Origin of the sequence: Providencia sp. PROV182 (assembly GCF_028480325.1) — a bacterium.
GTDB classification, from domain to species: Bacteria; Pseudomonadota; Gammaproteobacteria; order Enterobacterales; family Enterobacteriaceae; genus Providencia; species Providencia hangzhouensis.
The window spans coordinates 90,111-114,021 of sequence record NZ_JAMPOL010000010.1; the positions used below are offsets into that span (position 1 = coordinate 90,111).

At 34.5% G+C, this 23,911-nt stretch carries 23 protein-coding genes and 4 pseudogenes; 18 read left to right on the forward strand and 9 right to left on the reverse strand.

From position 1 onward, the window contains the following. Window positions 1-429: 429 nt before the first annotated feature. Complete coding sequence (locus PR834_RS08415) at window positions 430-795, reverse strand: aspartate/glutamate racemase family protein (protein WP_272536580.1); 366 nt, start codon at window positions 793-795, stop codon at window positions 430-432. A gap of 196 nt (window positions 796-991) precedes the next feature. Then, a pseudogene (locus PR834_RS20435) lies at window positions 992-1,240 on the reverse strand (glycine zipper domain-containing protein); the annotation flags it as partial. Window positions 1,241-1,365: 125 nt separating this feature from the next. On the opposite strand from PR834_RS20435, the gene PR834_RS08420 reads away from it, so the two are divergent. Both PR834_RS08420 and PR834_RS08425 read left to right on the forward strand, forming a co-directional pair. After that, entirely contained in the window at window positions 1,366-1,512 is a 147-nt protein-coding gene (locus PR834_RS08420; protein ID WP_272536581.1) for a hypothetical protein, read from the forward strand. Window positions 1,513-1,657: 145 nt separating this feature from the next. Further along, on the forward strand, window positions 1,658-2,017 hold the full coding sequence (locus PR834_RS08425) for a hypothetical protein (RefSeq protein WP_272536582.1): 360 nt from the start codon (window positions 1,658-1,660) through the stop codon (window positions 2,015-2,017). A gap of 773 nt (window positions 2,018-2,790) precedes the next feature. Here PR834_RS08425 and PR834_RS08430 read toward each other — a convergent pair. After that, window positions 2,791-3,045, reverse strand: coding sequence for a hypothetical protein (locus PR834_RS08430; RefSeq protein ID WP_272536583.1), 255 nt, complete (start codon window positions 3,043-3,045; stop codon window positions 2,791-2,793). A 176-nt stretch (window positions 3,046-3,221) separates the two neighbouring features. On the opposite strand from PR834_RS08430, the pseudogene PR834_RS08435 reads away from it, so the two are divergent. The 11 genes and pseudogenes from PR834_RS08435 to PR834_RS08485 form a co-directional block, all read left to right on the forward strand. Next, window positions 3,222-3,704 (forward strand): annotated as a pseudogene (locus PR834_RS08435) (integrase core domain-containing protein); the annotation flags it as partial. Window positions 3,705-3,864: 160 nt separating this feature from the next. After that, window positions 3,865-4,365, forward strand: coding sequence for a GNAT family N-acetyltransferase (locus tag PR834_RS08440; RefSeq protein ID WP_272536609.1), 501 nt, complete (start codon window positions 3,865-3,867; stop codon window positions 4,363-4,365). A gap of 200 nt (window positions 4,366-4,565) precedes the next feature. After that, window positions 4,566-4,709: a hypothetical protein gene (locus PR834_RS08445; protein ID WP_180312528.1), complete on the forward strand. Its 144-nt coding sequence runs from the start codon at window positions 4,566-4,568 to the stop codon at window positions 4,707-4,709. 315 nt (window positions 4,710-5,024) lie between these two features. Then, complete coding sequence (locus PR834_RS08450; protein WP_180312529.1) at window positions 5,025-5,213, forward strand: hypothetical protein; 189 nt, start codon at window positions 5,025-5,027, stop codon at window positions 5,211-5,213. A 2,163-nt stretch (window positions 5,214-7,376) separates the two neighbouring features. Further along, window positions 7,377-7,583 carry a hypothetical protein gene (locus PR834_RS08455; protein WP_180312530.1) on the forward strand — a complete coding sequence of 69 codons (207 nt, stop codon included), beginning with the start codon at window positions 7,377-7,379 and terminating at the stop codon, window positions 7,581-7,583. Between the two features lie 384 nt (window positions 7,584-7,967). Continuing rightward, window positions 7,968-8,180, forward strand: a complete 213-nt coding sequence (gene cspE, locus PR834_RS08460; RefSeq protein WP_123381878.1) for a transcription antiterminator/RNA stability regulator CspE — start codon at window positions 7,968-7,970, stop codon at window positions 8,178-8,180. Next, window positions 8,177-8,299, forward strand: a pseudogene (gene ymcF / locus PR834_RS08465) (cold shock small protein YmcF); the annotation flags it as partial. The gene cspE and the pseudogene ymcF, both read left to right, overlap by 4 nt. Window positions 8,300-8,511: 212 nt before the next feature. After that, window positions 8,512-8,667 (forward strand): hypothetical protein, encoded by a 156-nt coding sequence (locus tag PR834_RS08470; RefSeq protein WP_272536584.1) that lies wholly within the window; start codon window positions 8,512-8,514, stop codon window positions 8,665-8,667. Between the two features lie 506 nt (window positions 8,668-9,173). Beyond that, window positions 9,174-9,584 carry a phosphate-starvation-inducible protein PsiE gene (psiE, locus tag PR834_RS08475; protein WP_272536585.1) on the forward strand — a complete coding sequence of 137 codons (411 nt, stop codon included), beginning with the start codon at window positions 9,174-9,176 and terminating at the stop codon, window positions 9,582-9,584. A gap of 301 nt (window positions 9,585-9,885) precedes the next feature. Beyond that, window positions 9,886-10,080, forward strand: coding sequence for a hypothetical protein (locus tag PR834_RS08480; RefSeq protein WP_117162315.1), 195 nt, complete (start codon window positions 9,886-9,888; stop codon window positions 10,078-10,080). Window positions 10,081-10,156: 76 nt separating this feature from the next. Beyond that, window positions 10,157-10,363 (forward strand): hypothetical protein, encoded by a 207-nt coding sequence (locus tag PR834_RS08485; RefSeq protein WP_180312533.1) that lies wholly within the window; start codon window positions 10,157-10,159, stop codon window positions 10,361-10,363. A 718-nt stretch (window positions 10,364-11,081) separates the two neighbouring features. Here PR834_RS08485 and glgP read toward each other — a convergent pair. The 4 genes from glgP to glgB form a co-directional block, all read right to left on the reverse strand. Further along, complete coding sequence (gene glgP, locus PR834_RS08490; protein ID WP_272536586.1) at window positions 11,082-13,535, reverse strand: glycogen/starch/alpha-glucan family phosphorylase; 2,454 nt, start codon at window positions 13,533-13,535, stop codon at window positions 11,082-11,084. A gap of 13 nt (window positions 13,536-13,548) precedes the next feature. Then, window positions 13,549-14,991, reverse strand: coding sequence for a glycogen synthase GlgA (gene glgA / locus PR834_RS08495; RefSeq protein WP_272536587.1), 1,443 nt, complete (start codon window positions 14,989-14,991; stop codon window positions 13,549-13,551). Window positions 14,992-15,002: 11 nt separating this feature from the next. Further along, window positions 15,003-16,286, reverse strand: a complete 1,284-nt coding sequence (gene glgC, locus PR834_RS08500; RefSeq protein WP_272536588.1) for a glucose-1-phosphate adenylyltransferase — start codon at window positions 16,284-16,286, stop codon at window positions 15,003-15,005. Between the two features lie 154 nt (window positions 16,287-16,440). After that, window positions 16,441-18,627 (reverse strand): 1,4-alpha-glucan branching protein GlgB, encoded by a 2,187-nt coding sequence (gene glgB / locus PR834_RS08505; protein WP_272536589.1) that lies wholly within the window; start codon window positions 18,625-18,627, stop codon window positions 16,441-16,443. A gap of 1,319 nt (window positions 18,628-19,946) precedes the next feature. On the opposite strand from glgB, the gene PR834_RS20440 reads away from it, so the two are divergent. The 3 genes and pseudogenes from PR834_RS20440 to PR834_RS08515 form a co-directional block, all read left to right on the forward strand. Further along, on the forward strand, window positions 19,947-20,303 hold the full coding sequence (locus PR834_RS20440) for an LpxL/LpxP family acyltransferase (protein WP_371021499.1): 357 nt from the start codon (window positions 19,947-19,949) through the stop codon (window positions 20,301-20,303). 207 nt (window positions 20,304-20,510) lie between these two features. Continuing rightward, window positions 20,511-20,828, forward strand: coding sequence for an LpxL/LpxP family acyltransferase (locus tag PR834_RS08510; protein ID WP_272536590.1), 318 nt, complete (start codon window positions 20,511-20,513; stop codon window positions 20,826-20,828). Between the two features lie 293 nt (window positions 20,829-21,121). Further along, window positions 21,122-21,313 (forward strand): annotated as a pseudogene (locus PR834_RS08515) (glycerate kinase); the annotation flags it as partial. Between the two features lie 231 nt (window positions 21,314-21,544). On the opposite strand, the gene hdeA reads toward PR834_RS08515, so the two are convergent. Then, window positions 21,545-21,847: an acid-activated periplasmic chaperone HdeA gene (hdeA, locus tag PR834_RS08520; protein ID WP_180312535.1), complete on the reverse strand. Its 303-nt coding sequence runs from the start codon at window positions 21,845-21,847 to the stop codon at window positions 21,545-21,547. 473 nt (window positions 21,848-22,320) lie between these two features. On the opposite strand from hdeA, the gene PR834_RS08525 reads away from it, so the two are divergent. Both PR834_RS08525 and PR834_RS08530 read left to right on the forward strand, forming a co-directional pair. Further along, on the forward strand, window positions 22,321-22,842 hold the full coding sequence (locus PR834_RS08525) for a YagU family protein (protein ID WP_272536591.1): 522 nt from the start codon (window positions 22,321-22,323) through the stop codon (window positions 22,840-22,842). A gap of 261 nt (window positions 22,843-23,103) precedes the next feature. Further along, window positions 23,104-23,496, forward strand: coding sequence for a YgiW/YdeI family stress tolerance OB fold protein (locus PR834_RS08530; protein ID WP_115167616.1), 393 nt, complete (start codon window positions 23,104-23,106; stop codon window positions 23,494-23,496). A gap of 80 nt (window positions 23,497-23,576) precedes the next feature. Here PR834_RS08530 and PR834_RS08535 read toward each other — a convergent pair whose 3' ends face one another. Further along, entirely contained in the window at window positions 23,577-23,783 is a 207-nt protein-coding gene (locus PR834_RS08535) for a thiamine biosynthesis protein ApbE (RefSeq protein WP_115167615.1), read from the reverse strand. Window positions 23,784-23,911: the final 128 nt, after the last annotated feature.

Below are 23,911 nucleotides of genomic sequence, written 5' to 3' on the forward strand. Positions count from 1 at the left end.
TTTCATATTGGAAATATTCATAGTGGCTGTAATACTATTAATTTTCTAATAACCTTTAAGGTTTATTCATTATTGGCTCTTGTATAAAACATAATGGATGTTGTTCAGGATATGAATAATGTTGTTTAAAACCTAGAATAACATCCTTAGTTCTTACGGTATTGAATATTATTGGCCATAATTTAAATTAACCAGAAACTTTAACTTATTGATAATTATTGTGAAATGTGGGTTTTACTGAAGGTAAATTATAATTAGTCAATTAGAAATTAAACTAAAAAAGGCCCACATGCCTAATGCGGGCCATAATATTTTTCGGTTAACATAAGTTTTAATATCTATCTTCATTAATTGAGACGTATTCATATAGATATTAATAGTACCTTCGATAGATTCATTGGTGTAATTTTAACTAATCTGTTGTTTTTTTTAAAAAAAATCAGAAAGTTCTGGTGATAAATTTTGGCTGCCCATTTTAGGTGATGGCGTTTGCTGGTTACGATTTGGCTGGGGAACGTACTTTGCTAGAGTGAGTGCCGTTGAAATGGTTACTGCGAGATTATCAATCAGTGGAACACTTACTCGCTCATGAAGGATTGCGGGGAAACCTGCGAGTGCAGCTCCCCCCAAAATGACACAGGATGCCCCATCTTTTTGTGCACAGGTATCGCTGAGTTTCACTATCATTTCATAAGCTTTATCTGGATTGTTAACGATTTCTGCGCCTGTCATTGAAACAGTTCTCACGGAAGCTAACCGGTTTGCTAGGCCAAAATTTTCAACTTGTTTTTCCAAACTGCTTACGTTGAGCATTTGACTGTAGTTGTGCTAAATCTTTACAACTATAAATGCCAAGATCGAAATCAACGCCTTCATACTTTAAGTTTCACTGTGATGGAAAGGTAATGTCGTAGTTCTTTGAATTAGAATATTGATTTGAAGTGATGGCACTTTGACAATTGATACTAACTGTTACAAACGATACCGTGGTTTATGCTATGCTTTTAAAGTTCATAAATAATCCCAATAGTGATTTTTTCTTTATGTAGCCATAAGTAAGTCTTAAGGTTACATTTATTTGTTTTCGAGTATTATCTTTCGGTTTTATAAACCCTTGGCCCGCAAGATTATTAATTTGTTTACCGAATACTTTACCTGTGGTACCTCCAATTCCACCACCGATAATTATGCCAACACTAGGGAGGATGAATGAACCGATGATTGCACCTGCTTTGGCTCCTACAACAAATCCACCTACGTTTGAAAAGAAGAAGAATTAGGCTTGATAGTGTTGCATTACCTTTACGGAGTATCTAAATGTAGTATTGCAAAAAATAGAAACTGAGTGAAGGACGAATTCGTCAAATGATCAAAGTCGCTGAGGGATTTGTTGATGGTTGTTTAGCTATGCTGGATGTGACTCTAGAAATGGATAACGAGGTAGTTAATAAAGTAAAAGTGATAGATAGTAAAAAGGTATTAGTGAACTACGCAAATTTGATGCTATTGTGATAAGAGTGAATGCGTTGCAACCAAAATCATAGAATGAAATATCGGAATGCGGGGTTCTTTATTGCCTCATCATTTCATCTTTAATAATATTATCGACCTAAATTAAATAGATATCGGATGTTCATATTTAATGAGGGATAATTAAATGAGTAGATTATTCTCAGTAGTACTAACCATCTCAATTATGGCTGTATCAAGCAGCACTTTAGCAGCGGAGAGAGATCTGAATAAGGAGGAAGAAGCAAAGGTAGTTAGCCTAATAAAAAACCACCTTAAATTACCAGCATCTGCAAAGTTTAAACTCGGCAAAATGATTGCTAATCCATATGATGCATACTGCGGGTCATTCGCTGAATCAAATAAAGAGACAATCCCTTTTATTCTTTCAATGCCTGCGCCTATAGGTCAGATTGACTTACGTCGAGTTGTCCTCGTTGGTGATAATGAATACAAGTACAACAGTATTATTGAGCAATGTGCAGGGTATGGATATAAATTAAATTAATGCTGTACGGCGGCCTTGAAAAAAATAAATACCACTCCGATTTACTTAATCATGGCGTCCCATACTAGGTAAATCTGGATTGCGGTATAGAGCCGTCAGCAATGGCGGTTTTTTTGCTTTCTGATTATTAATCGCGCTAATTTATAGTTGATGTGTTATAGTGTCTAAGTTATCATACCTCATTGCAATAAAAAGCAAATCTTGCACTTGCGAGTTTTTATCTAAACAAGAAATGTGGTATCCAAGGGAGTAACTCCCAAGGAGCTCCTCATGAAATGGTCAACCTTCTATAGGCGCGTTGTGATATTCTCACAGAATATGATTATTGCTGTTGTAATGGTTGTGCTATTCATTCTTTTTGTTTCCTATCTGACCAATCTAGCTAAATAACTTTATACCGCCATTAGCTCAACAGGAAGACCAATTAGTCTTAGCAAAACTAAGAGTCGGGGTTAGATGCCTCGATGGCGGTTCATATTAGCTGTACCCCTTTGTATATAAATGGGAAGGCATATTAACTATTACATTCATGCGACAGCGAAATTACACAAGAGTTATCAAATTCATAAAGTTGAATGCTTCCTTTTCATTGTGGAAAATACTAAAGCCACTTTATACCAGTAATAGCCTGATGTAATGAACGAAAGGGGCGCAAGATTTGTGAATATCCGGCAAAAGGATAGATATAAAGTTTATAGATTAATTGTAAGTCAAAAGCATATCTAAATAAGATATGCTTACATTTATGTAGAAGTCATTAATAGATTGGAGGATTAAATTACGGCATCAAGAATTTTACTAAGAGTCTCATGGCGTATAGCAGAGCCCTTTTCCGCTTCTGAATCTCCATTTTTAGCGATGAGGTTATTGTACTCATAAGCTCTTAACTTAACTCGCGACTTTTGCTCATTGCTTAGCTGGTGAATAACCATAGTTAACAGTATTTCTATGGCACTATTTTCAGCCTTAATCTCATCAATCTGAGAAACCAACTCATTTAAAGATAATTCATTGATTGTGCTAGACATACAATTCATTCCTTGTTTACGTTGGTGATTAAATTATACACAAGTTAGTGGCATTAGGGAATGAAATAACCACTCAGTCTGAAGTGGTTACATGCAATGGGAACCTAAATAAATACACTCTCAGTATGTGCCTCTACAACACCATTTCTAACAACAAAATATTCCATAAATTATTACAAGAACTGCGCTTCACGTTCGCTTTAGACTGTTGTGATCGAGAAGCCCTTCATTGGGCAGCTAGCACGGGAGGCTTTGACAGTGAAACCGTGCAAGATGTCATGATGGGTGCAGTGGAGTATCGCTTCGGTAATGGGTTACCGACAAAATCAGTAGAGTGGTTGACCGATAATGGTTCAGCATATCGAGCCCATGAAACGCGCTGGTTCGCTAAACAAGTTGGTTTATCCCCTAGACATACGACGGTACGTAGTCCACAAAGTAACGGTATTGCTGAAAGCTTTGTAAAAATCATGAAGCGAGACTACATAAGTTTAATGCCAAAACCTAATGGATTAACGGCAGTAAAGAATCTTGCGGCAGCCTTCGAGCATTACAATGAATGGCATCCTCACCGTGAACTGGGTTATCGTTTTCCGCGAGAGTACCTGCGGCGTCGAACTCATAATGAAATAAGTGATAAAAAGTGTCTGGAAATATAGGGGCAATTACAGTGGATTTCTGTTAACTAAGCATCTGAACACTCTGTAGGGAAAATATTTATTCTTGGTTTGTTGATTTTTGCTGCTGATGTTTATGATATTAATGATTTAATAGGGAGAAAGAGACTAATATCATAAAAATATTGCTGGAGAATAAATGATGTTTAGCCTAACAAAAATAACGAAAGCAGATTGGGATTTTTTTAGGAAGTTATATAGCGACGCTGGAATAATGAGGTTTATTTCTGACCCACTAAGTGATGAGCAAATTAAAGATGCCTTTGAAGGCCGTCTACCAGAGTGGGACTTGGAGTCTTCTCATTGGTTATGTTTAGTGATCAGAAGAGAAGTTGACGGGATTCCAATGGGGCTAATTGGCTTAAAGATGGTTCGAGAAAGTGGCAAGCCAGTGGCTGAGGTTGGTTATATGATAGCGAGTGAGTTTTCAGGTATGTCTTTAGCAACGGACTCATTAGCAGCCTTATTGGCATTACCTGAATTATCCGCCATTTCACGGTATCAAGCTGTGGTTACTGGCGGAAACAATGCATCAGCTCGAGTTCTGGGAAAAAATGGATTTACCCTTACAGAAATCATTAAAGATAATTACGCTATTGGCGGAGTTTTGTTCGATGACTGTATTTATATATTGGAACAATAAATAACAATATAAAATCATCTATCAGATAGCTCTGAGTGGCAAGTTAGTTTAATTAGCAATCAATTACAAAGGTTACCTAGTGTGGCCTTTCTTTGTAAATAGTCACAGTAAATCATCCACATATAGTTTAATTACTGCAATGATCTTGCGGATGGCTACTTATTAATTCAATAAACCGGAACACTCCGCAGGGTGGGGATATGCGTATGCATGAAAAAAACTCAAGCCCTTTTTCCTATGCTCTCGGAGTAATTACTACAGCGGCAGGAGCATTATTCCTAGGTCAATGTGCGCCGATCTCCAAAACACTAACCGAACCAGTACCACTACTGCCAGCACATTAACTTATTGCCAAGCGGTACTATGGATAACTCTTTGTTATCAGCTTTAGATAAAGCTAATGAGCAATTAAAAGGTATTCGAGAGATTGAAGCGACTAGAAGCAATAACTAAAAGAAGGAAAGCATCATGTTTAATGATTCATATGTGTCAGCTTTCCTTATCCTCGGTATTGTATGTGCGGTGCGCGGATGGGGAGTCATTGAAGGTCTGATTTATCTCTGCTGCAAGTGGATGTTTTAGACAAGAAAGCAATATGGGAAATAGAACAACAACGAGCCTCCAATTAGGGTGCTTTTTAATATCAATAGGAGTACTAAATGTCTAACCCAATTATGAAATATTTTGAATACCAACATTTACTCGCTCACTTACAAGAAGTTAGTAAGCCGATTGGCGATCTATCTAAGCAGATGGGTGCACAGTTACCTGATGATACTGAAAAGTCAGTAGGGCTTCGCAAGTTACTTGAAGCTAAAGACTGTCTTTTTCATACAAAATTAGGTTAAATTTCCATTTAACTACTTCTTAATACGAATAAATAGCGTATAGCGGCTCATTGGATTTCGACTGTCCTCCTCAAATGTTTCATGCAGTATTACGATGTCGCCTCGTTTAAGGCTTAGCTTTGGATCTCCCACTGATAAAGATTGTCGATATTTTTTGTCTATATATTGATGACATCCCTTATCCGCGCGGCCAGAGGGCCTTGTATTAATTATTTTCCCACTAACTAGAATAGATATTTCCTTGTGGCTACAAATATTTTCATCCATATCAAGACAAGACGTTTGTGCGGAAGTATTTTCTAGAATATTAATATCCAGATTGCATGAGTTGACATATGAAGCCCATGATAATTGGGGTATTGATATTAAAAACAATAGTAGAATTCGTTGCATCATAGATCTCTATGGTTAGCATGTGTTTATAATTATTTATAATTACAAGTTAGTTTTGTCCTCTGTTGTTATAATTAGAGGCGATTTAAGATGTTGGAGTGGAGAGAAAAAATAGACCCACGTGTCTAATGAGGGTCTGAATTATGGGCTACAGTATGTCTTATTATTATGCCTAATGAGTAGGTGTACTACATGAGTTAGTCAACAGTACATTACTGATCAAATAATAGCCAGCTTATATTTGTAAAGGTTTATAGTTATCAGCTGATCACTGGTGGTTTTTTCATTTAAGGTAATTGATAAAAAGTGTCTGGAAATATAGGATCAAATACAGAATTGTATTAACACTAGAATAAATTAACTCTTTTCATGGGTTTGAACAAGAAGGAGGGTAATCATCTTATAGTATTGGAGTGGCGATCATTTTTGCTGGTACTGAAATCTATTATGAAGGTTTGATTGCTTATTTAGGCTCGGAAGAACATGGCGCTCTGCAACTGGAGGACTAAAGATAAAAAAATAGCCCATCATGGATGAGCAAATAATGCAGTAATTTCACTATATCCTTGTCACGGGATAGTAAACAATGAGTTAGCATAAATCTTATTGTTATTCCCAATGACACTGGGTGTACTGCATGAGGCCAATGACAATACGTGTTTATTCAAACAATAGCTATCTTATATTTGTAAATATTCATAGCCATAAGCTAATCGTTGGTAGCTTTTATTTATGAATAAAGTCATGTGAAACAAAGAAAAAACAAGAGGAATTGACTCGATAAAGATTAAAAAAAAGCCTACTTTGTGAGTAGGCTAAAGGATAAATAATTCTTAATAACATACTTAAGTTAACAATGACGAATGATACATATGAAAATGATGAGATATTGTAATAAAGAGTAATAAAGAACGAGTACTCTTGCATTTACTGGGTCATTTTTAATGAAAAAAAGCTTACACAGGAGTAGGCTAAGAGATGTTACTTCATACAATTGAATATCATTTTAAACATAATAGGTGTTTTAAAGTATGCAAATTATTTCTAAGTATTTTAAATTGATAGTCGATTAAGTGTACAATGAGCCTCCATTTGGTGGCTTTTTAGTAGCCAGATATTGAATAGCCCTCTCAGCAGCCTTTAAGTTGATATGACCAATCATTAATAATTTGAAATATCTAGGTTTACATCTACCCTTTAATTACTCATAATTAGTGTAACTAACATTGGTTTTTTTAGCTATATTATAGATTAGTTACGGTGAATAAAAAATTAGTAAGAGTAAAGCAGTTAACTTACGAAATTTAATCTATTGATTAAAGTTATATAATTAGCTAAATCAATTAGATAGTTATTTCAATTAAATTACTCTGCGATGGATAATGACATTCAGAGGTTATTAACCAAGTAAAAGTATGGCTAATGTGTTATAGTGATTTAAATAATTATACCCCATTGCTATAAAAAGCAAACCTTGCATTCGTAAGCTTTTATCTAAAAAATAGATGTGGTATCTAAAGGAATCGTTTCCTAAGGAATTACCTATGAATTTATCTGCATTATATCATCGTTTTTTATCATTTACAGAAAATGTGTTAATTATAACGGTATTACTTCTGGCTACTTTTGCACTTGTATACTGGATGTAAAATTATTTGACAGTTAGCTAAAACTAAATGAGTAATGAGTTTTAACAACGCTGATATTCGAGGACTAATTTATGGTGGAAAAATATTGGTATAGCACCTTTGAAAAATAAAGGAGAGATAAATGAATTATTATATTCAGACTATAGTTGAACCACTGGGTGGTTATAAAATACATAAGGTTGGATGCAAGAATATGCCTATGGCTGCAAATAGATTTTACCTTGGTAACTTTTTTAATGCTATGCAAGCGATTGAAGCTGCTAAAAAATCACGCTATAAGATTGTTAAGATATGCTCTGATTGTATAAAAAATAGAATGAAACACTAAATTATAAGCAATAAAATTAAAAAAACTGTAGATTTTTTACATTTATTCCAGTAAGACAGGTGCTAACTCAGAGAAAAAGTCGTCATTTTCAAAGTAATTTCTTTTTTAAGATTTGTATTGAAAAGGAATTCGTTAAATAATAATTTATCTTATAAGTGGAGTGAAAAATAAAACTTGCTATAATCGGGGGGGTGTGGCTTAATGCCCTTACTGTTTTGGACGTACAAACCTATTTATGTTAGTCAGTTTCAAGTTGTTCACCATTTAGCGTTATCCCTGATATCACTTCATCGCGAATTCCTTCTAATTAATTCCCATAAGTAAAAATTGAAAACAAACGCTATTATGCTTTATGGCAAATATTAAATAATTAAAGGAATTTCTATGTCTAATATATTAACTGGTTCAGTAAAATGGTTTAACGATGATAAAGGCTTCGGTTTTATTACTCCAGCAGATGGTAGTAAAGATGTATTTGTCCATTTTTCTGCTATTCAGAGCGATGACTTTAAATCGTTAATTGAAGGCCAACAAGTCTCATTCACCATCGAGAATGGAATGAAAGGCCCTGCAGCTGGAAACGTGGTGGCACTATAAAAATCTATTTGTATTTTAAATGTCCTTGCTGTAGTGGATCCCAGTATAGAACTTCACAGTTTGATGTTTCGATCAATAATCCACATGGTGCAAAATGTATCTTTTGTAAAAGTGTCATGAAAGCTCAAGTTAGCTGATAAATAATTTGATTCATATTTAAATCTCTTTTTAATGAGGTTTTATCGCATTAATCGTATTTATTTAAGCTGACGTGGTATGCTTGTTTGATAATTATACCCCATTGCTATGAACAGCAAATCTTGCCTCTGCAAGCTTTTATCTAAAAAATAGATGTGGTATCCAAGGGAATCACTTTCCTAAGGAAACACGAATGAATAAGCAAACATTTTATAGTCGAGTTCTAAGTATCTATAAAAAAATTCTCATTGTGGCTGTACTAATTATCGTCGTTCTTGGTGTAATTTATTTGTTCGATAGTTCATCATGGAGCCAGCTCGGTGGTGGATACATTTTCCCTAAAAACTAACACTAATCAAATGTAATAGCTTTTCTAAAGTATTATGTTGTTGTGAATAAAGATCCTATTAACCAGTGTATGCTCTATGTCATGTTTTAAAGCGAGTAGTATTCTTAATTCAGTTCTTATAGTAATTAATTGAAAAATTACAATTCTCTGAGTGTTAGCAATTTAAAGTATCTCATTACCATAACTCTTGCATTTACAAAATATTATCTGAAAGGTAAGTGAGATTTCTAAGGTATTATTTATGAAATGGTCAAATCTTTATCAACGTATTTTGAATTTTTCACAAAACATGCTTGTTGTTCTTGTACTGATTATCATATTCATTCTAATTATTGCATATATTATAAATTTAGCTAAATAAATTTATTCCACCATTAACTCAATTGGAAGAGTATTTAGTCCTGACAAAACTAAACGTCGAGGTTCGAGGCCTCGATGGTGGTCCATTTAAATATTTAATGATGCTATATTCTTAATGAGAAAGGTTAAACTCCTGAGGAGTTACCATGTCAGGACTAAGTCAATCAAAATTAATATGTAGAGTGTTGCAGTGGATTAGCAGTGCTGCGCTGATTTTACTTGCTATTATATTAATTTCTTTTTTAATAAAAGAAACTATTATTTTATCGAAGCTACTATTTTCCGCTAGTGATTCCATTTCGATTTATTTGCTGGTCGATGAGCTTATTATATATTTTCTATATTTTGAATTTGTTGCTTTGATTATCAAGTACTTTCAGTCAAATTACCATTTTCCATTACAATATTTTATTTATATTGCAATTACAGCAGTAATTCGGCTTATTATAGTTGAACATAATGAACCTCAGATTTTTATTATTTACTCTGTTTCAATACTAATACTTATTATTGCCCTGTACATTGCTAATGCTGATAGACTTAAACCCAAAGAATAAAAATTGTCATAAGGTGGCTACTTTTATCTTGAAAAATATTTAACTGGTTATATTTTATTTAGCACTATTTTAGTTAACAGCGTAAAAATTAAATTTCTTTTATAAATATAATGCTGTAGCAAGAATAATTTTTTCGGTGTGGAAATATATAATTTTTTATAAATTATGTTCTATAAGGAATTTTTATTATTCTTTAGGTGGTATTTGTTATCAAAGGCTAACTTCATAGTGATAATGCATTTAAAACAAACGAAATTAAATAATAATTGTCTAAGCTTCATACAATAAAGAGGGGTGAGTTATGGCTGATAGCAGAACAAGTGAAATAATGATTGAAATCGGATATGCAACCGTCAAGTTGTTGTTTGGAAATATGATGGTATTTAAGTCGACACTAGTGAACGAGTTAACCGAAAGGATGGTAGCATCAGGAGATGATGAATATAAAAAATTATTGAATGAGTCCATTGAGTTTTTGCATAGAAATGTTGGTTAGATTGAAAACTATACAAATCTTATCTGGGCATTATATCAATAAAGTGCTACTGTCGAGTGAATAGGCAGAGGTGATTATGGATACAGACAAAGATGTAATTTATATGCGGATATGCCAAGTAGTTGGTAGGGCTGTTATGTTGCTAAATGAATCAAAACATAACATCACAGGAGAGCGTATATCTGCAATTTTAAAAGAGCAGAGAGAAAGTGAGCAAGAAAAATACATGATTGTCATATATGGTATAGCAATTGATTTAATGGAGTCTAGGCGTTGGAGTTAGGTTTTAATCATTAAATAGTATATAATAATGTTTTATATTTGAATAAATAGTGGTTATCAAAATTAATTTTTTATGTTATCAATGGATTAGAAAATATGTTTTTAGCATACTAAAAACAATAAATTATTAATAATAACAATAAATATCAGTTGATTATGAACTATTAGGCTATGTACTGCTACGTCAAATGGGGTGGATTTAAATTATAAATGACTGTAATATTCGATAGGCAATAAAAAAACCCACCGAAGTGGGCTTTTAGTAACTCTCAAATGCGCGTGCATTCCACGAGTACTTTCTAGTCCAACTGATTTTGCTAACTTCCTATTTTTAAATCTGTTGTCTTATTACTGAGCCATAATTTGGCGGAATCTGGATTAGCCGATTAAATAATTGATTTTATATTGATGATGTTCAATTCAACTTTTTATTTGAGCCTAAAGTTTGTTTTGCTAGTTGTTACATTCTACAAAGCTATTTAATTATATTAGAGAGCTGATTAATCGTTATCATTAGGAATGTTGGATATGGTTATAAAAGCAGACAAATCCAAACTTTGTTAATTATTTTTATTATAATATCAATGGATTATATTATAACTTTTTGATTGGTTTTTTTAGGATTAATTTTATTTTAGATGAATCTTTCACTTTTCTCTTAACTTAAAGAATTTTGTTTAGTTAACTTGTTTTTAACACTAGAGCTTAATGAAGTCTAATTATAAAGATAATGGTTTTATATCCCAGATATTTTCTGCATAATCACTTATTGTGCGATCAGAAGAAAAATAGCCCATACCACCAATGGTCAACAAGGTTTTTTGGGTCCACTTATCAGGTAATTGATAGAGTTTATCAACCTGCTCTTGTGCCTCAATATAACTACGATAGTCGGCAAGTAATTGGTAACTATCTCCAAAATTAATCAAGGTATCAAATAAGTTATCGTAACGTGTTGGTTCTTCATTATTAAATACTCCCATCTTAATTTGGAGGAGAGTTCTTTTTAGCTCTTCATCCTGCTCATAAATATCCCGGGGTTTATATTTATTTTGGTGTAATTGTTTAACCTCTTCGGCAGTATGTCCAAAAATAAACATATTTTCTTCACCAATATGCTCGCAGATTTCAACGGTGGCACCATCCATGGTGCCGATAGTGAGGGCTCCATTCAAGGCTAATTTCATATTACTTGTGCCTGAAGCTTCTGTTCCTGCAAGAGAAATTTGCTGAGATAAATCTGCTGCTGGTATAATTTTTTGAGCTAAACTCACACCGTAGTTTGGAATAAAAATGACTTTTAATGCATCATTTATCCGCTCATCATGATTAATTGTCTTTGCAATGTCATTTATCAGGTGAATGATTTGCTTAGCAACGGCATAAGACGAGGCTGCCTTGCCTGCAAAAATGACAACTCGAGGAACCCAATTCATATTTGGGTTTTCCAAAATACGGTTGTAACGAGTGATAACATGTAATACATTGAGTAATTGACGTTTATATTCATGAATTCGTTTAACTTGTACATCAAATAAAGCATGAGGATTAACATCGATATTTAATGTTTGTTTTATATGATGCGCTAACCGTTGTTTATTGATAAATTTCGCATTCTGTAGTTTATGGATCAATATTGAATCATTAAGATACGGTTTGATCTTAGAAATTAAATTGAGATCGATACGCCAATGAGGGCCAATATAAGAGTCCAATATTTGAGATAACGGTTTATTTGCCAAGCTTAACCAGCGTCGTGGTGTAATACCGTTAGTTTTATTACAAAATTTATGAGGAAAGATTTTCGAGAAATTAGAAAATAGAGATTTAACCATTAAGTCACTGTGTAGTATGGAGACCCCATTCACTTTACGACATGCGATAACAGCCAACCAAGCCATTCTTACTAAACGTTCATTTGTTTCATCTATAATGGAAACTTGGCGAAGAAATTCAGTATCAGCAGAAAATTGCTCTTTTACTTGCCTCAAAAACTGATCATTTATTTGAAAAATAAGTTGTAAATGACGAGGTAAAATTTTTCCTATCATATCTACAGGCCATGTTTCTAGCGCTTCTCTCATCAACGTATGATTTGTATAAGAAAAAATTAATGTGGTTTGTTCCCATGCAGTTTCCCAATCGAAATGATGTTCATCAATTAATAATCGGAGTAATTCGGGGATGGCTAAAACGGGGTGAGTATCGTTCAGATGAATGGCAACTTTATCGGATAAATTGTTATAAGTGTTATGTATAACCCAGTGATTATTAAGAATATTTTGTAAGGATGCGGAAACTAAAAAGTATTCCTGCCGTAGACGTAATTCGCGACCTGAATACGAGGAGTCATCAGGGTATAATACTCGTGAGACGTTTTCTGAAATGTTTTTATCTTCTACAGCTGCAAAATAATCACCTTGATTGAATTTATCTAAATTAATTTGATTACTGGCTTGGGCACTCCATAATCGAATTGTACTTGTTGTATCTGTTTTAAAGCCAGGCACAATTTGATCATATGCACAGGCTAAGATTTCTTCAGTACCGACCCAATGAGGCATATTACCTTCTTGCTGAATTCTCCCTCCGAATCGGATAGGGTAACGAATATGATACCGAGAAAACTCCCATGGATAGCCGAATTCTAACCAATTATCAGGGGATTCTGCTTGTTTTCCATCAATCAAACTTTGTTTAAACATGCCATAGTCATAGCGAATACCATACCCACACCCTGGCAAGTGTAAGGTTGCTATCGAGTCAAAAAAACAAGCGGCGAGTCGACCTAAGCCACCATTGCCTAGTCCAGGATCCATCTCTTGTTCGATTAAAGTTTCGAGGTCCAATCCTATTTCATCTAATGCTTGTTTGACTTCATCGTATATATCTAGTGACATCATTGCATTTGAGAGTGTTTGTCCAAGAAGAAACTCCATAGATAAATAATAAACTTGACGAACATCTTGTGAATATTGTGCGCGATTTGAACGTAGCCACCGTTCAACCATTCTATCTCGAATTACAAATAGAGTAGCATTTAACCAATCGTGGTCGTTAGCGATCAGTGGGTCTTTCCCTATTGAAAAAACAAGTTTATAAGTGATTGCTTTTTTTAGTTCATCAACGGAAACCATTGGGGATATGTAATTGGACTGAGAAAATAATGTCATAACACAAAAATCCTTAATCTGATGAAAGTAATTGTTGATAAATCGATAAATAAGCGTTAGCAGAGATATGCCAGCCAAAATCCTGTGTCATCGCATTATGCTGAACCTGCTCCCAAATATTTGCTTTTTCCCAAAGTGTAAATGCTCGCTGAACCGTACTATATAAAGCATCTGAAGTTGCCATATCAAATGTAAAGCCTGTTGCGATACGTTTGGTTAAGTTTTTTGATGTACAATCTATTACCGTATCTGCTAAACCACCTGTATGACGAACAAGTGGTAAGGTTCCATAAGCCAGTCCATATAATTGAGTTAATCCACAGGGCTCAAAACGGCTAGGTACCATTATGATGTCTGCGCCTGCAATAATTTGATGAGATAAGGATTCGTTATAGCAAATATTAACACTGATGCTATGAGGATAAAGTTTAGATATTTCTTTAAAGCAATTTTCGAGCTGTGGATCGCCATTTCCCAACAGAACAAACTGCCCGCCACGATGAATAAGTGCAGGTAAAATAGCTAATACTAAGTCCAAACCTTTTTGCTCGGTTAAACGGCTGATAATGCCGAATATGAGTTTCTTGTTATCGACAGTTAATGATAGATTAGCCTGAAGTTTGGCTTTATTGCGTAATTTGGTTTGAATATTTTTGGTATCATATGGATATGATAGTATTTTATCATTTTTGGGGTTCCATACAGTGGTATCAATACCATTTAAAATCCCATGCAAACACCCTTGCTCATAGCGAGTTTTTAATAGCCCTTCAAGGCCATACCCGTATTCTGAATAGGTAATTTCTTTTGCGTAAGTAGGGCTTACAGTTGTTACTTGATCTGCGTAATAAACTCCTGCTTTTAAATAAGACATTTCACCGTAAAACTCTAATCCATTAATACTAAAAAATGAATTTGCTAATCCGATTTTATGGAAGAGAGCACTCGGAAACGACCCTCTGTATGCTAAATTATGGATTGTGAAGACTGAGGGAATCGGTCGACCACGAGCGATCAAGTATGCACATGCTAATCCAGCATGCCAATCATGAGCATGTAAAATATCGGGTTGCCAATTATCATCAATACCACATGAAATCTCACTTGCTATCCATCCTAATATAGCAAAACGGAGATAATTATCTTCATGGTCTTGTTTATGAGCATCTTGATAAGGACCTCCAGTTCGTTGGTACAAATGAGGTGCATCAATCAAATAAATGCCTACATTGTTATAAGTACCGTAACGCAAAGTTACAAAACCTGCAAAAGTATTTAGGTTTACGACATGTGTAGTATAAGAAAACTCTTCTTGTAAAGCTGGATAAGCAGGGATCAATAAACGGACATCTGCTCCCGCTTTTATTTGAGCTGCAGGTAAAGCTCCCATAACATCTGCAAGTCCTCCAGTTTTTAATAAAGGGAAAAACTCTGCACAAATATGTAAAATTTTCATATTTATTCCCTTTAATTTGTTAAGCGGGCTAGCATTTCTCGTGTTACTAAGACCGTACCCTCTTCAGAACGATAAAAACGTTCACTATCATCTTTGGCATTTTCACCAATAATTGTGCCTTCTGGCAGGATACAAGCACGATCAATAATGCAGCGCCGTAAACGGCAAGATCGTCCCAGAGTGACATCGGGCAGTAATATGACAGAATCTAATGAACAGAATGAATTAATTCGGATACGAGGAAAAAGAACAGAATTGAGCAGAACAGACCCCGAGATAATGCATCCACCAGAAATCAATGAATTTATCGTTATGCCATGACTCCCCTGAAGGTCTTGAACAAATTTTGTAGGAGGTAACGGTTCCATATAGGTATGGATTGGCCAATTTCGGTCATACATATCAAGTTGTGGCGTTACAGATGCTAAATCCAAATTCGCTGACAAATAGGCTTCTAGTGTCCCCACATTTCTCCAATAGGGGGGAGCATCTGGTGTACTTACTACGCAAGATAATTCAAATGGATGAGCAAATGCCTGACCTTGTTTAGTTATCTTTGGGATAATATCGTTTCCAAAATCATGGCTTGAATTAGGATCACGATGGTCTTCCTCTAATAATTCGAATAAGTAATCACGGTTAAAGACATAAATTCCCATACTTGCGAGTGAGTGGGTTGGATTATGAGGTAATCCGGGCGGATTTTCTGGTTTTTCCAAAAATTGAAGAATATGGCGATACTCATCTATTTCCATTATACCGAATGCATATGCTTCTTGGCGTGGCACAGTAATACACGCCACCGTGCATTTAGCATCGTGTTCAACGTGGTCTAATAACAATTGAGAGTAATCCATTTTGTAAATGTGATCACCCGCTAAAATGACAACAAATTCAGAATTATAGCGGTAGATAATATCTAAATTTTGATATATTGCATCAGCAGTTCCTTTATACCATTCATCAGTTGTTTCTCGTTGCTGAGCAGGTAAAAGGTCGACAAATTCATTCATTTCTTCATTTAAGAATGACCAACCGCGTTGAATATGTTGCACCAATGTGTGGGAATGGTACTGAGTAATTACACCAATTTTACGGATCCCAGAGTTCAAACAATTTGATAAAGCAAAATCTATAATACGAAATTTACCACCGAAATGAACGGCAGGTTTTGCACGCCTAGCTGTTAGATCCTTTAAGCGACTTCCGCGACCACCAGCTAGAATGAGTGCGACAGCTTTTTTCGGCAAATGCCGAGCTAGCATTAATTGGTTATTATTTTTTAATTGAGCCATAATTTCTCCTGACCGAAGAACAGATCCTATTTTTGAATTAAACGAAGACGATGTTAATTTATTACGGTGCTGGATATCTGCGAGTATTACATTCAATAAATGATGAAATTATTTGATGTGAGCTACTGATTGTAATAGGAAATTTTGCAAATAATTACCTAACATCTTGAATTAAATAAATAGTGGTGAGTGGTGGCAGAGTAAGACGTAGTGAATACGATTTTCCATGACTGTCATATGCTTCACTTTGTACACCACCTAGATTACCTCTGTTGTTCCCCCCATAAAAAAAAGAATCTGTATTTATTCGTTCTCGGTAATATCCCCAATCATTAACACCAATTCGATAATTGTGATAAGTCTGTTCTGCAAAGTTACTCACCACAATGATTTCACGATGTTGATCATCATATCGGGCGAATGCAAATACTGAGTTTTTATCATCATCGACAACTAGCCATTCAAAGCCTTCAATTTGGTAATCACAGGCATAAAAAGGCGGGTTCTCTAGATAACAATGATTTAAATCGCGAATAAGATTCTGTATACCAGAATGAAGCCCATGCGGTTTTTTTAATAGATCCCAATCAAGGGCACAATCATGATTCCATTCTTTTTCTTGTGCGAATTCACATCCCATAAAAATTAATTTCTTACCTGGATATCCCCACATGAAACCAAAATAGGCTCTTAGATTGGCAAATTTTTGCCATAATGTTCCAGGCATTCGATTCAGCAATGCCTGTTTACCATGTACGACTTCATCATGAGAAATGGGTAAAATGAAGTATTCGCTGAAAGCATACAGCATGCCAAAAGACATTTTTTGATGATGATGTTTGCGTAATTCAGGAGGTTGTTGCATATAAAATAAGGTGTCATTCATCCACCCCAAATTCCATTTGTATTGAAAACCTAATCCAGAACTACCATGCGCTATCGTGACTTGTGGGAAATCTGTTGACTCTTCGGCAAAGGTTGCAACACCTGGACATATTACTGAGAGGATTCGGTTAGTTTCACGTAGAAATTCAATAGCCTCAAGATTATGATTTCCACCATATTTGTTCGGCAGCCATTCTCCTTCTAAGCGGCTATAATCGCGATACAAGATAGAGCTAACTGCATCAACGCGAAAACCGTCAACCCCAAAACACTCTTGCCAATACAGTATATTTCCTGAGAGGAAATTACACACTTCAGGGCGAGCGTAATTATAAATTAGGGTATGCCAATCCTGTTGAACTCCCTCTTTAGGGTCGGCATATTCATATAAGGGAGTACCATCAAATAGAGCTAATCCATGGGGATCTTTAGGAAAATGACCAGGAACCCAATCCAATAATACATTAACTCCTTCTGTGTGTGCTATTTCTACAAATTGGCGAAAGTCCGCTGGAGAACCAAATCGACTTGTTGGCGCATATAAGCCAATAGGTTGATAGCCCCAAGAACCATCAAATGGATGTTCGTGAATTGGCAGTATTTCAATATGAGTAAATCCCATATCTTTTACATAGTAAATAAGCTTCTCGGCTAGCTCTTGGTAATTTAGCCAAGTATTATTTTTTGTATGTCGGCACCAAGATCCTAAATGTACTTCATAAATTAGCATCGGCTCGGTAGGGAAGTTTGCTCTACTTTGGATTTCAGTCATTACTATTTTAGTAGGTAACTCACATATGACGGATGCAGTTTCGGGGCGTAATTGAGATTGAAAAGCATAGGGATCTGCTTTTTGTATTGTATTACCTTGTTTAGTGATTAATTGATACTTATATAATTGTTTTTGCGTCGCTTCTGGAATGAATAATTCCCAAATACCACTTTCTAAATGAAATCTCATTGGGTGACGTTGTTCATTCCAAGCATTGAAATCACCGATGACAGAAACACACTGGGCATTTGGGGCCCACACACAAAAGCGGATTCCAGCGATGTTTCCAATATGTGCAGGGTGTGCCCCAAGAATTTCATAAGGACGTAAATGCTTTCCTTTTTTAAGTAACCAATGGTCAAAAGGGGATAGCAATGAAGGAAATTGGTAGGGGTCGTCAATTAAATAGTCACAATCATCCCATTGTACAAGGAGTTTATAAGGAAATGGCTCGGAACGACAAGGAATGATGCCAACAAAAAAACCTCCAGAATCGACTTGGGTTAACGTTACTATTTTTTCGTTATTATGCATATCAATTAATTGAATTTGAGTGGCGCCAGGGAATAACACTCGGATCTCAAGTGCTGACGCTGTTTTATGCATGCCTAAGGTTGCAAATGGATCAACATGCTTCCCCAACTTAAAACGGTCGATTAAAGTTATGTCTGGGAGTTTAGGCATATTATTATTCCTTTTATGTTATGAATATTGTGGTGTTGGCGAATATCCTTAAAAATGTTTACTATGTTAATAAAATAGTAAACTCATTTAGTATGTCATAGGTTGATGCTGTTCAAATTTTAATCTTTTGGTTTTCTTGTTTCGCACAAAAAGTATAGTAATAGAGCAAGTTGCTTAGCGTTGAATACATTAGCTCAAAATTGGTTTGTTAATTTTCTTTCTAAAATAATGTCTAAACTAGATAGCTAGCTTTTAACAAATATCATAAATATAATGCTAGGCTAACGAGATTAGTTTGACTGGCTGAATAATTTTTTAGCCCTCGATGAATAGGCCTAATTAATTGTTTATATTAGATATTGGCTAATATATTTGATGTAATATATAGAAATATAAGGCATTTACATGTAGGGAAAATTGTTTAGCATATTCCTATATTTTTTAAGGGTTATTGGGGATGTTTATGATGTTTTATTCTATTGTTTGTTCTGTAATTATCCAACCCAGGAGCGGTGTAATTTTGAATGATAACCAACTGAGTTGCTTCATGTTTAAATCGCTATCTTAAAATTTCTTTTTTCATTGGGACTTTAGTGTTTTCTGGGGTGAGTATATCATGACTGTTTAGGAAGCTAACTTTATTAAATCACAACAAATTTATTATTTTATGAAGATAAATAATAAATTGAAAATAGATTCACATGACTAATGAGGGGCTAAACATTCTAGATTTACTTATGTCTTATTATATGTTGCCAAATAGTCTTTTCGTGCATGCTCGCTTTTAGTGTTAGCTTCTTTAATGAGCTGTTTGAATCTATACCTTTATTTAAATGATAGCCAGTTTATATTTGTAAAGGTTTAACACTACCCGTTTTCGTCGAGAGTTTCTTCTATATGGGTTTCACTTTGAGAACAATATACTCGTATCAAAATACGTTATGTTGACCTCTAGGCAATAATACCTTGATGTATTATTTTTTATCTCGATAGCTGGTGGAAAAAACTCATCAATAACGTTAACCATGAGTAAGTACACTGAAGTAACTTATTTAAAAAACAGGTAATCAGATAGTAGTTATAACTAATATCATCGCTAGTGAGTTCTAATATGGAATGATAACGTATTTCAGTATATTTGTTTAGTGATAGGATGTATTCATATCGGTTTAGATATCCACATTTTTCATGGTCTCATCGAGAATTTTTCGATTAAACAGTGATATTGATATACATCTAATCAGATTTTCTGAATTTAAATTGAAAGTAACAGTCTTAAATGCATTGCATATCGCAAAGACTAAGTATTGAGAAATATGATGTATGCCAAGAATTTGTTTTCTATAAAATTATTCCATCCTAAATATACTATGACATGGTTAGCAATTGTATTTTTGTTTTTATTGGTTCAATTTCCTTATAAATGGCAAGTTAAACTTGGTATATTTTGGGGAGATAATTCGAAGTATTTTATTAAAAGAATAGCTTCAACTATAAAAAGAAATTTAGAGCTATGTTTCCCAAATAAAAGAACCAGAGAGATAGATGTCCTAGTTACTAAAAGCTTAAAGTCGTTAGGTATTGCATTATTTGAAACAGGTATTGTATGGTTTTGGATTGATAATAAAATAAAAAACTATTTAAAGTCAAAGGGATGTCTAACTATCAAGAAGTAATTACCAAAAATAAAGGGGGGTAATTATAGTTGGCGTTCAATTTATGTCTTTAGAGTTGGCGGTAGGATAATGGGAATTTTTTCCTGTTTAATGCGATGTATAGGCTACATAACAACAAAGTAATGGAATACATTCAAACAAAAAGGACGATGTAGATCAGGGAAAGGGATGATAGACCGAAAAATTTTAAGATTTATGGTGTAAAAGTTGAAAGGTGGGAAAGCGATATGGTTTGCGCCAGACCAAGATTTTGGTAGGAAAGGGACGGTATTTGTACCATTTTTTTCAGTTAAACATACCTCTACCTCAAAAGGTATATCAATGCACGTTCAATTATCTTTCTCACCAATACTCATTGTGATATTACTACGTAATCATAATGATGTTAATTATAATTCAGTGCTAGGAAAAGAGATAGTTGATTATTCATGCAATGATGTCTTGCTTGAGGCGACGATCATTAATTCAATTTTAGATAAACAAATAATGAAATCGTATGACCTGATTAAAAGCAGGTGTAGTTAAAAAATCGGCTGGCGGAGTCTGAATTCGTCGCTTAACTAAATGATTTTATAGTGCTAATGTTCAATTCAACTTTTCAAAAGTGCCTAAATAGAAGTTAATGGCTATACTCAGTGCTAAAACGTTTTTTAGAAAGTGGTGCTGAATATAATTCTCTCAATTTAATAAGCTAATCTATTTATCAGTAATATGCGCACCTTTGTAAAAATGCATGTGTATTTTGATAACCGATAATATTTTTCGAAATTAACAATATTATTTAACTGATTACTTAACCGTTCTATAGGTAGCCATATATGAAAATTATCATATCCCCTGATTATTTCAAGGAAAGCATGAGTGCAGAATGTACCGCAAATGCCATAACTAAAGGATTTAAAAGTGTATTCCCTGATGCCCAATACCTTTGTTTACCGATTGCTGATGGTGGTGAAGGAACTGTTGATGCATTGATTGCAGCCGCAGGTGGTGAGTATCGCAGTGTTATTGAACAATGTGAAGAGTATGGATACAAATTGAACTAATGCAGATCGGTGAGTCTTGAAAAGAATAGCATCCCGAAGTATAAATATATCATATTACACGTGTTATAGACTCGTCAGTAATGTCAGGTTTTATACCTAAAACAAACATAAGACTTGCTGTTACGATTGTTCATAGTTACATGTGTAGTTATGCACAATAAAAGAAAACCCCACCAGAGGGGTGGGGTCTTTAGATTACATTTTTTTCAAATGAGCTTCGACTTTTTGAATAAATGATTCTTTGGGAGCTTTTTCGCAAGCTTCAACAATTAACGGAGTGGATGTTTCAATACCACTAATATCTAAAGTAGGGTCTTCTACCTTACCTTTCTGGGTAATAATCTCAGCAGCACCAATTGCTGTTGGATAAAATGCATCATCGATTGCTAAGAAATCTTCGCATGTCCATTGAGATACAGGTTTTGCATCTGTTGCGGCGAAAGCTGAAGTGGTCATTAACGATGTTGCAATGATGCTAGCAAATAATATTTTTTTCATAAAATATCCTCATTGTTTTTAGTGAGACTTGCCTAATGCTTATTTTAATATAACTTATTATTTTAAAAAGCAAAATAATCATTATTTGAATGTTGTTTTTTGATGGCTATTATGTGTCGGATTATTGAAATAATAAAAATATATCTTCAATTTTTCTCTATAACGATAAAGTAATTTCAAGTGGTAGGTCTGCCGTTCTTGAAATCCACACGCAAAGTTGGGAGTTACTTTTTCATTCTGGTGCATGTCAAGGCTGACTGGCTAAACCCTATGACAATTACTCAGGGATCTGAGCAGGGGTATCGATTGAATTTTTTATTGTCGTTGATTTTTTATTTATATTTAATGAGCCATCTTTTGTTACTATGCTTCAAGCATCCCAACACATTAAAAATAATAATTATACTAATAATAAACAATTGTCCTTTTCTCTACTATATTCATAATATCTATTCATAAGGCGTGTATGTATAATGATTGATCTATTTAAATTGACAAAGAAAAGCTCTAGGCATATTTGTATAGCAATATATGTTGGTATTATTGCGGGTATATTATCCGCTTTAGTTAAATCTGGCTTTGAAGGTTTGATTCCACCGAGAACGCTAGAAACAACCCCACCTCCCATTGTCTTGTTAGAAAAGCTTGGGCTAAATATAGATACTATGACTTATCATTGGATGGGATATAGTATTAATTGGGGCGGGAATGGTGTTCATATATTATTTTCGATAGTTATTGCAGTTATATATTGTGTTATCGCTGAATACTTACCTAAGGTGAAATTATTACACGGTATATGTTTTGGTATCGGTGTTTCTGTTTTTGCTCATGGCTTAGTTGTACCATTATTAGGATTGTCTGGCTGGCTTTGGACTGCTGGTTATCAAGCACTAATATCTGAGTTTGTTGGAACTGCTTTTTGGATTTGGTCTATTGAAGCTATTAGGCAAAACTTGCGTTATTGTTTAACTAAAGAAAAAGACGCTGAGTAGAGAGTGATGTTCACTCTTAATCTTTAATAAACTTATGGTCAGGTTAAACTTTTCATCTGAGCTATATCAGTTATTCATAAAAGATCGCTTAGGCGGTCTTTTTTATAGTTAAAATAAACATAAGATTTTCTGTCACGATTGGTCAGAGTGACATGTGCTGCTATGTGCAATAACCGATCTAAAGTGTTAATTATTTGCCTTAAGATTCTGTTAAGGTTTAATTGATAAACTATAAAAAATTAACAGACAAAAGGAATTATTATGAATAAGACAGTTATTGCGCTCGTATTATCAGCAGCTTCATTTGGCGTATTAGCTAATAACCATGCTGGTGGATTTGTTTCGAATGAGGGTTCTGTTGGTCCAAAAGGTGGGTTTGTTGCAACAGCTCAAGCAGTAACAACTGTCGTTCAAGCGAAAGAGCTTCCTGATGATGCATGGGTTTCACTTGAAGGTCATATTGTTAAACAGATTGGTAAAGAGCTTTACGAATTTAAAGATAGTACTGGCTCAATTGCTGTAGATATTGATGATAGGCGCTGGCGTGGACAGGTTGTGACACCTGAAACAAAAGTTCGTTTAGATGGTGAAATTGATAAAGAGTGGGCTTCATTAGAAGTTGATGTAAAGCGAGTAACCATTATCAATAAATAGCTGTAAATTTTTAATGAGCCCCATGATTGGGGCTTTTCTGCAATGAAAACTCGCTTACTAGCTTCTGTCTAATTCATATGTTAGATAGCTTTATCTATAGCTCTTTCAATCGCTTTACATTCGGGACTATTTCCACTGGACTGCTCTATTTTCCCAGGCAAGTTACCTTCGGGAGTATCCATTTTTATCTCGCAAGTATCTGACTTAGTTAGGGGTTTAGTGTTTGATGAACAAGCTGTTACTAAAGCGATAACAAAACATACTAATATAGCTTTGTTTTTATGCATACTGTCTATCCTGTTTTTAAAGGGCTATTCTTGATGCTATCAAAGGTTAAGCGTGAAGTGCAAAGTAATCAATAAAGCTGGTCAGTACGGCTTCTTTATCTTCTATAACGATGAGGTAATCGCAGAGA

Bases quoted from the DNA above. Each gene is read 5' to 3' on its own strand.
- PR834_RS08420 (WP_272536581.1), top strand. From the start codon at position 1,366: ATGATCAAAGTCGCTGAGGGATTTGTTGATGGTTGTTTAGCTATGCTG.
- PR834_RS08425 (WP_272536582.1), top strand. From the start codon at position 1,658: ATGAGTAGATTATTCTCAGTAGTACTAACCATCTCAATTATGGCTGTA.
- PR834_RS08430 (WP_272536583.1), bottom strand. From the start codon at position 3,045: ATGTCTAGCACAATCAATGAATTATCTTTAAATGAGTTGGTTTCTCAG.
- PR834_RS08440 (WP_272536609.1), top strand. From the start codon at position 3,865: ATGTTTAGCCTAACAAAAATAACGAAAGCAGATTGGGATTTTTTTAGG.
- PR834_RS08445 (WP_180312528.1), top strand. From the start codon at position 4,566: ATGCGTATGCATGAAAAAAACTCAAGCCCTTTTTCCTATGCTCTCGGA.
- PR834_RS08450 (WP_180312529.1), top strand. From the start codon at position 5,025: ATGTCTAACCCAATTATGAAATATTTTGAATACCAACATTTACTCGCT.
- PR834_RS08455 (WP_180312530.1), top strand. From the start codon at position 7,377: ATGAATTATTATATTCAGACTATAGTTGAACCACTGGGTGGTTATAAA.
- cspE (WP_123381878.1), top strand. From the start codon at position 7,968: ATGTCTAATATATTAACTGGTTCAGTAAAATGGTTTAACGATGATAAA.
- PR834_RS08470 (WP_272536584.1), top strand. From the start codon at position 8,512: ATGAATAAGCAAACATTTTATAGTCGAGTTCTAAGTATCTATAAAAAA.
- psiE (WP_272536585.1), top strand. From the start codon at position 9,174: ATGTCAGGACTAAGTCAATCAAAATTAATATGTAGAGTGTTGCAGTGG.
- PR834_RS08480 (WP_117162315.1), top strand. From the start codon at position 9,886: ATGGCTGATAGCAGAACAAGTGAAATAATGATTGAAATCGGATATGCA.
- PR834_RS08485 (WP_180312533.1), top strand. From the start codon at position 10,157: ATGGATACAGACAAAGATGTAATTTATATGCGGATATGCCAAGTAGTT.
- glgP (WP_272536586.1), bottom strand. From the start codon at position 13,535: ATGACATTATTTTCTCAGTCCAATTACATATCCCCAATGGTTTCCGTT.
- glgA (WP_272536587.1), bottom strand. From the start codon at position 14,991: ATGAAAATTTTACATATTTGTGCAGAGTTTTTCCCTTTATTAAAAACT.
- glgC (WP_272536588.1), bottom strand. From the start codon at position 16,286: ATGGCTCAATTAAAAAATAATAACCAATTAATGCTAGCTCGGCATTTG.
- glgB (WP_272536589.1), bottom strand. From the start codon at position 18,627: ATGCCTAAACTCCCAGACATAACTTTAATCGACCGTTTTAAGTTGGGG.
- PR834_RS20440 (WP_371021499.1), top strand. From the start codon at position 19,947: ATGTATGCCAAGAATTTGTTTTCTATAAAATTATTCCATCCTAAATAT.
- hdeA (WP_180312535.1), bottom strand. From the start codon at position 21,847: ATGAAAAAAATATTATTTGCTAGCATCATTGCAACATCGTTAATGACC.
- PR834_RS08525 (WP_272536591.1), top strand. From the start codon at position 22,321: ATGATTGATCTATTTAAATTGACAAAGAAAAGCTCTAGGCATATTTGT.
- PR834_RS08530 (WP_115167616.1), top strand. From the start codon at position 23,104: ATGAATAAGACAGTTATTGCGCTCGTATTATCAGCAGCTTCATTTGGC.
- PR834_RS08535 (WP_115167615.1), bottom strand. From the start codon at position 23,783: ATGCATAAAAACAAAGCTATATTAGTATGTTTTGTTATCGCTTTAGTA.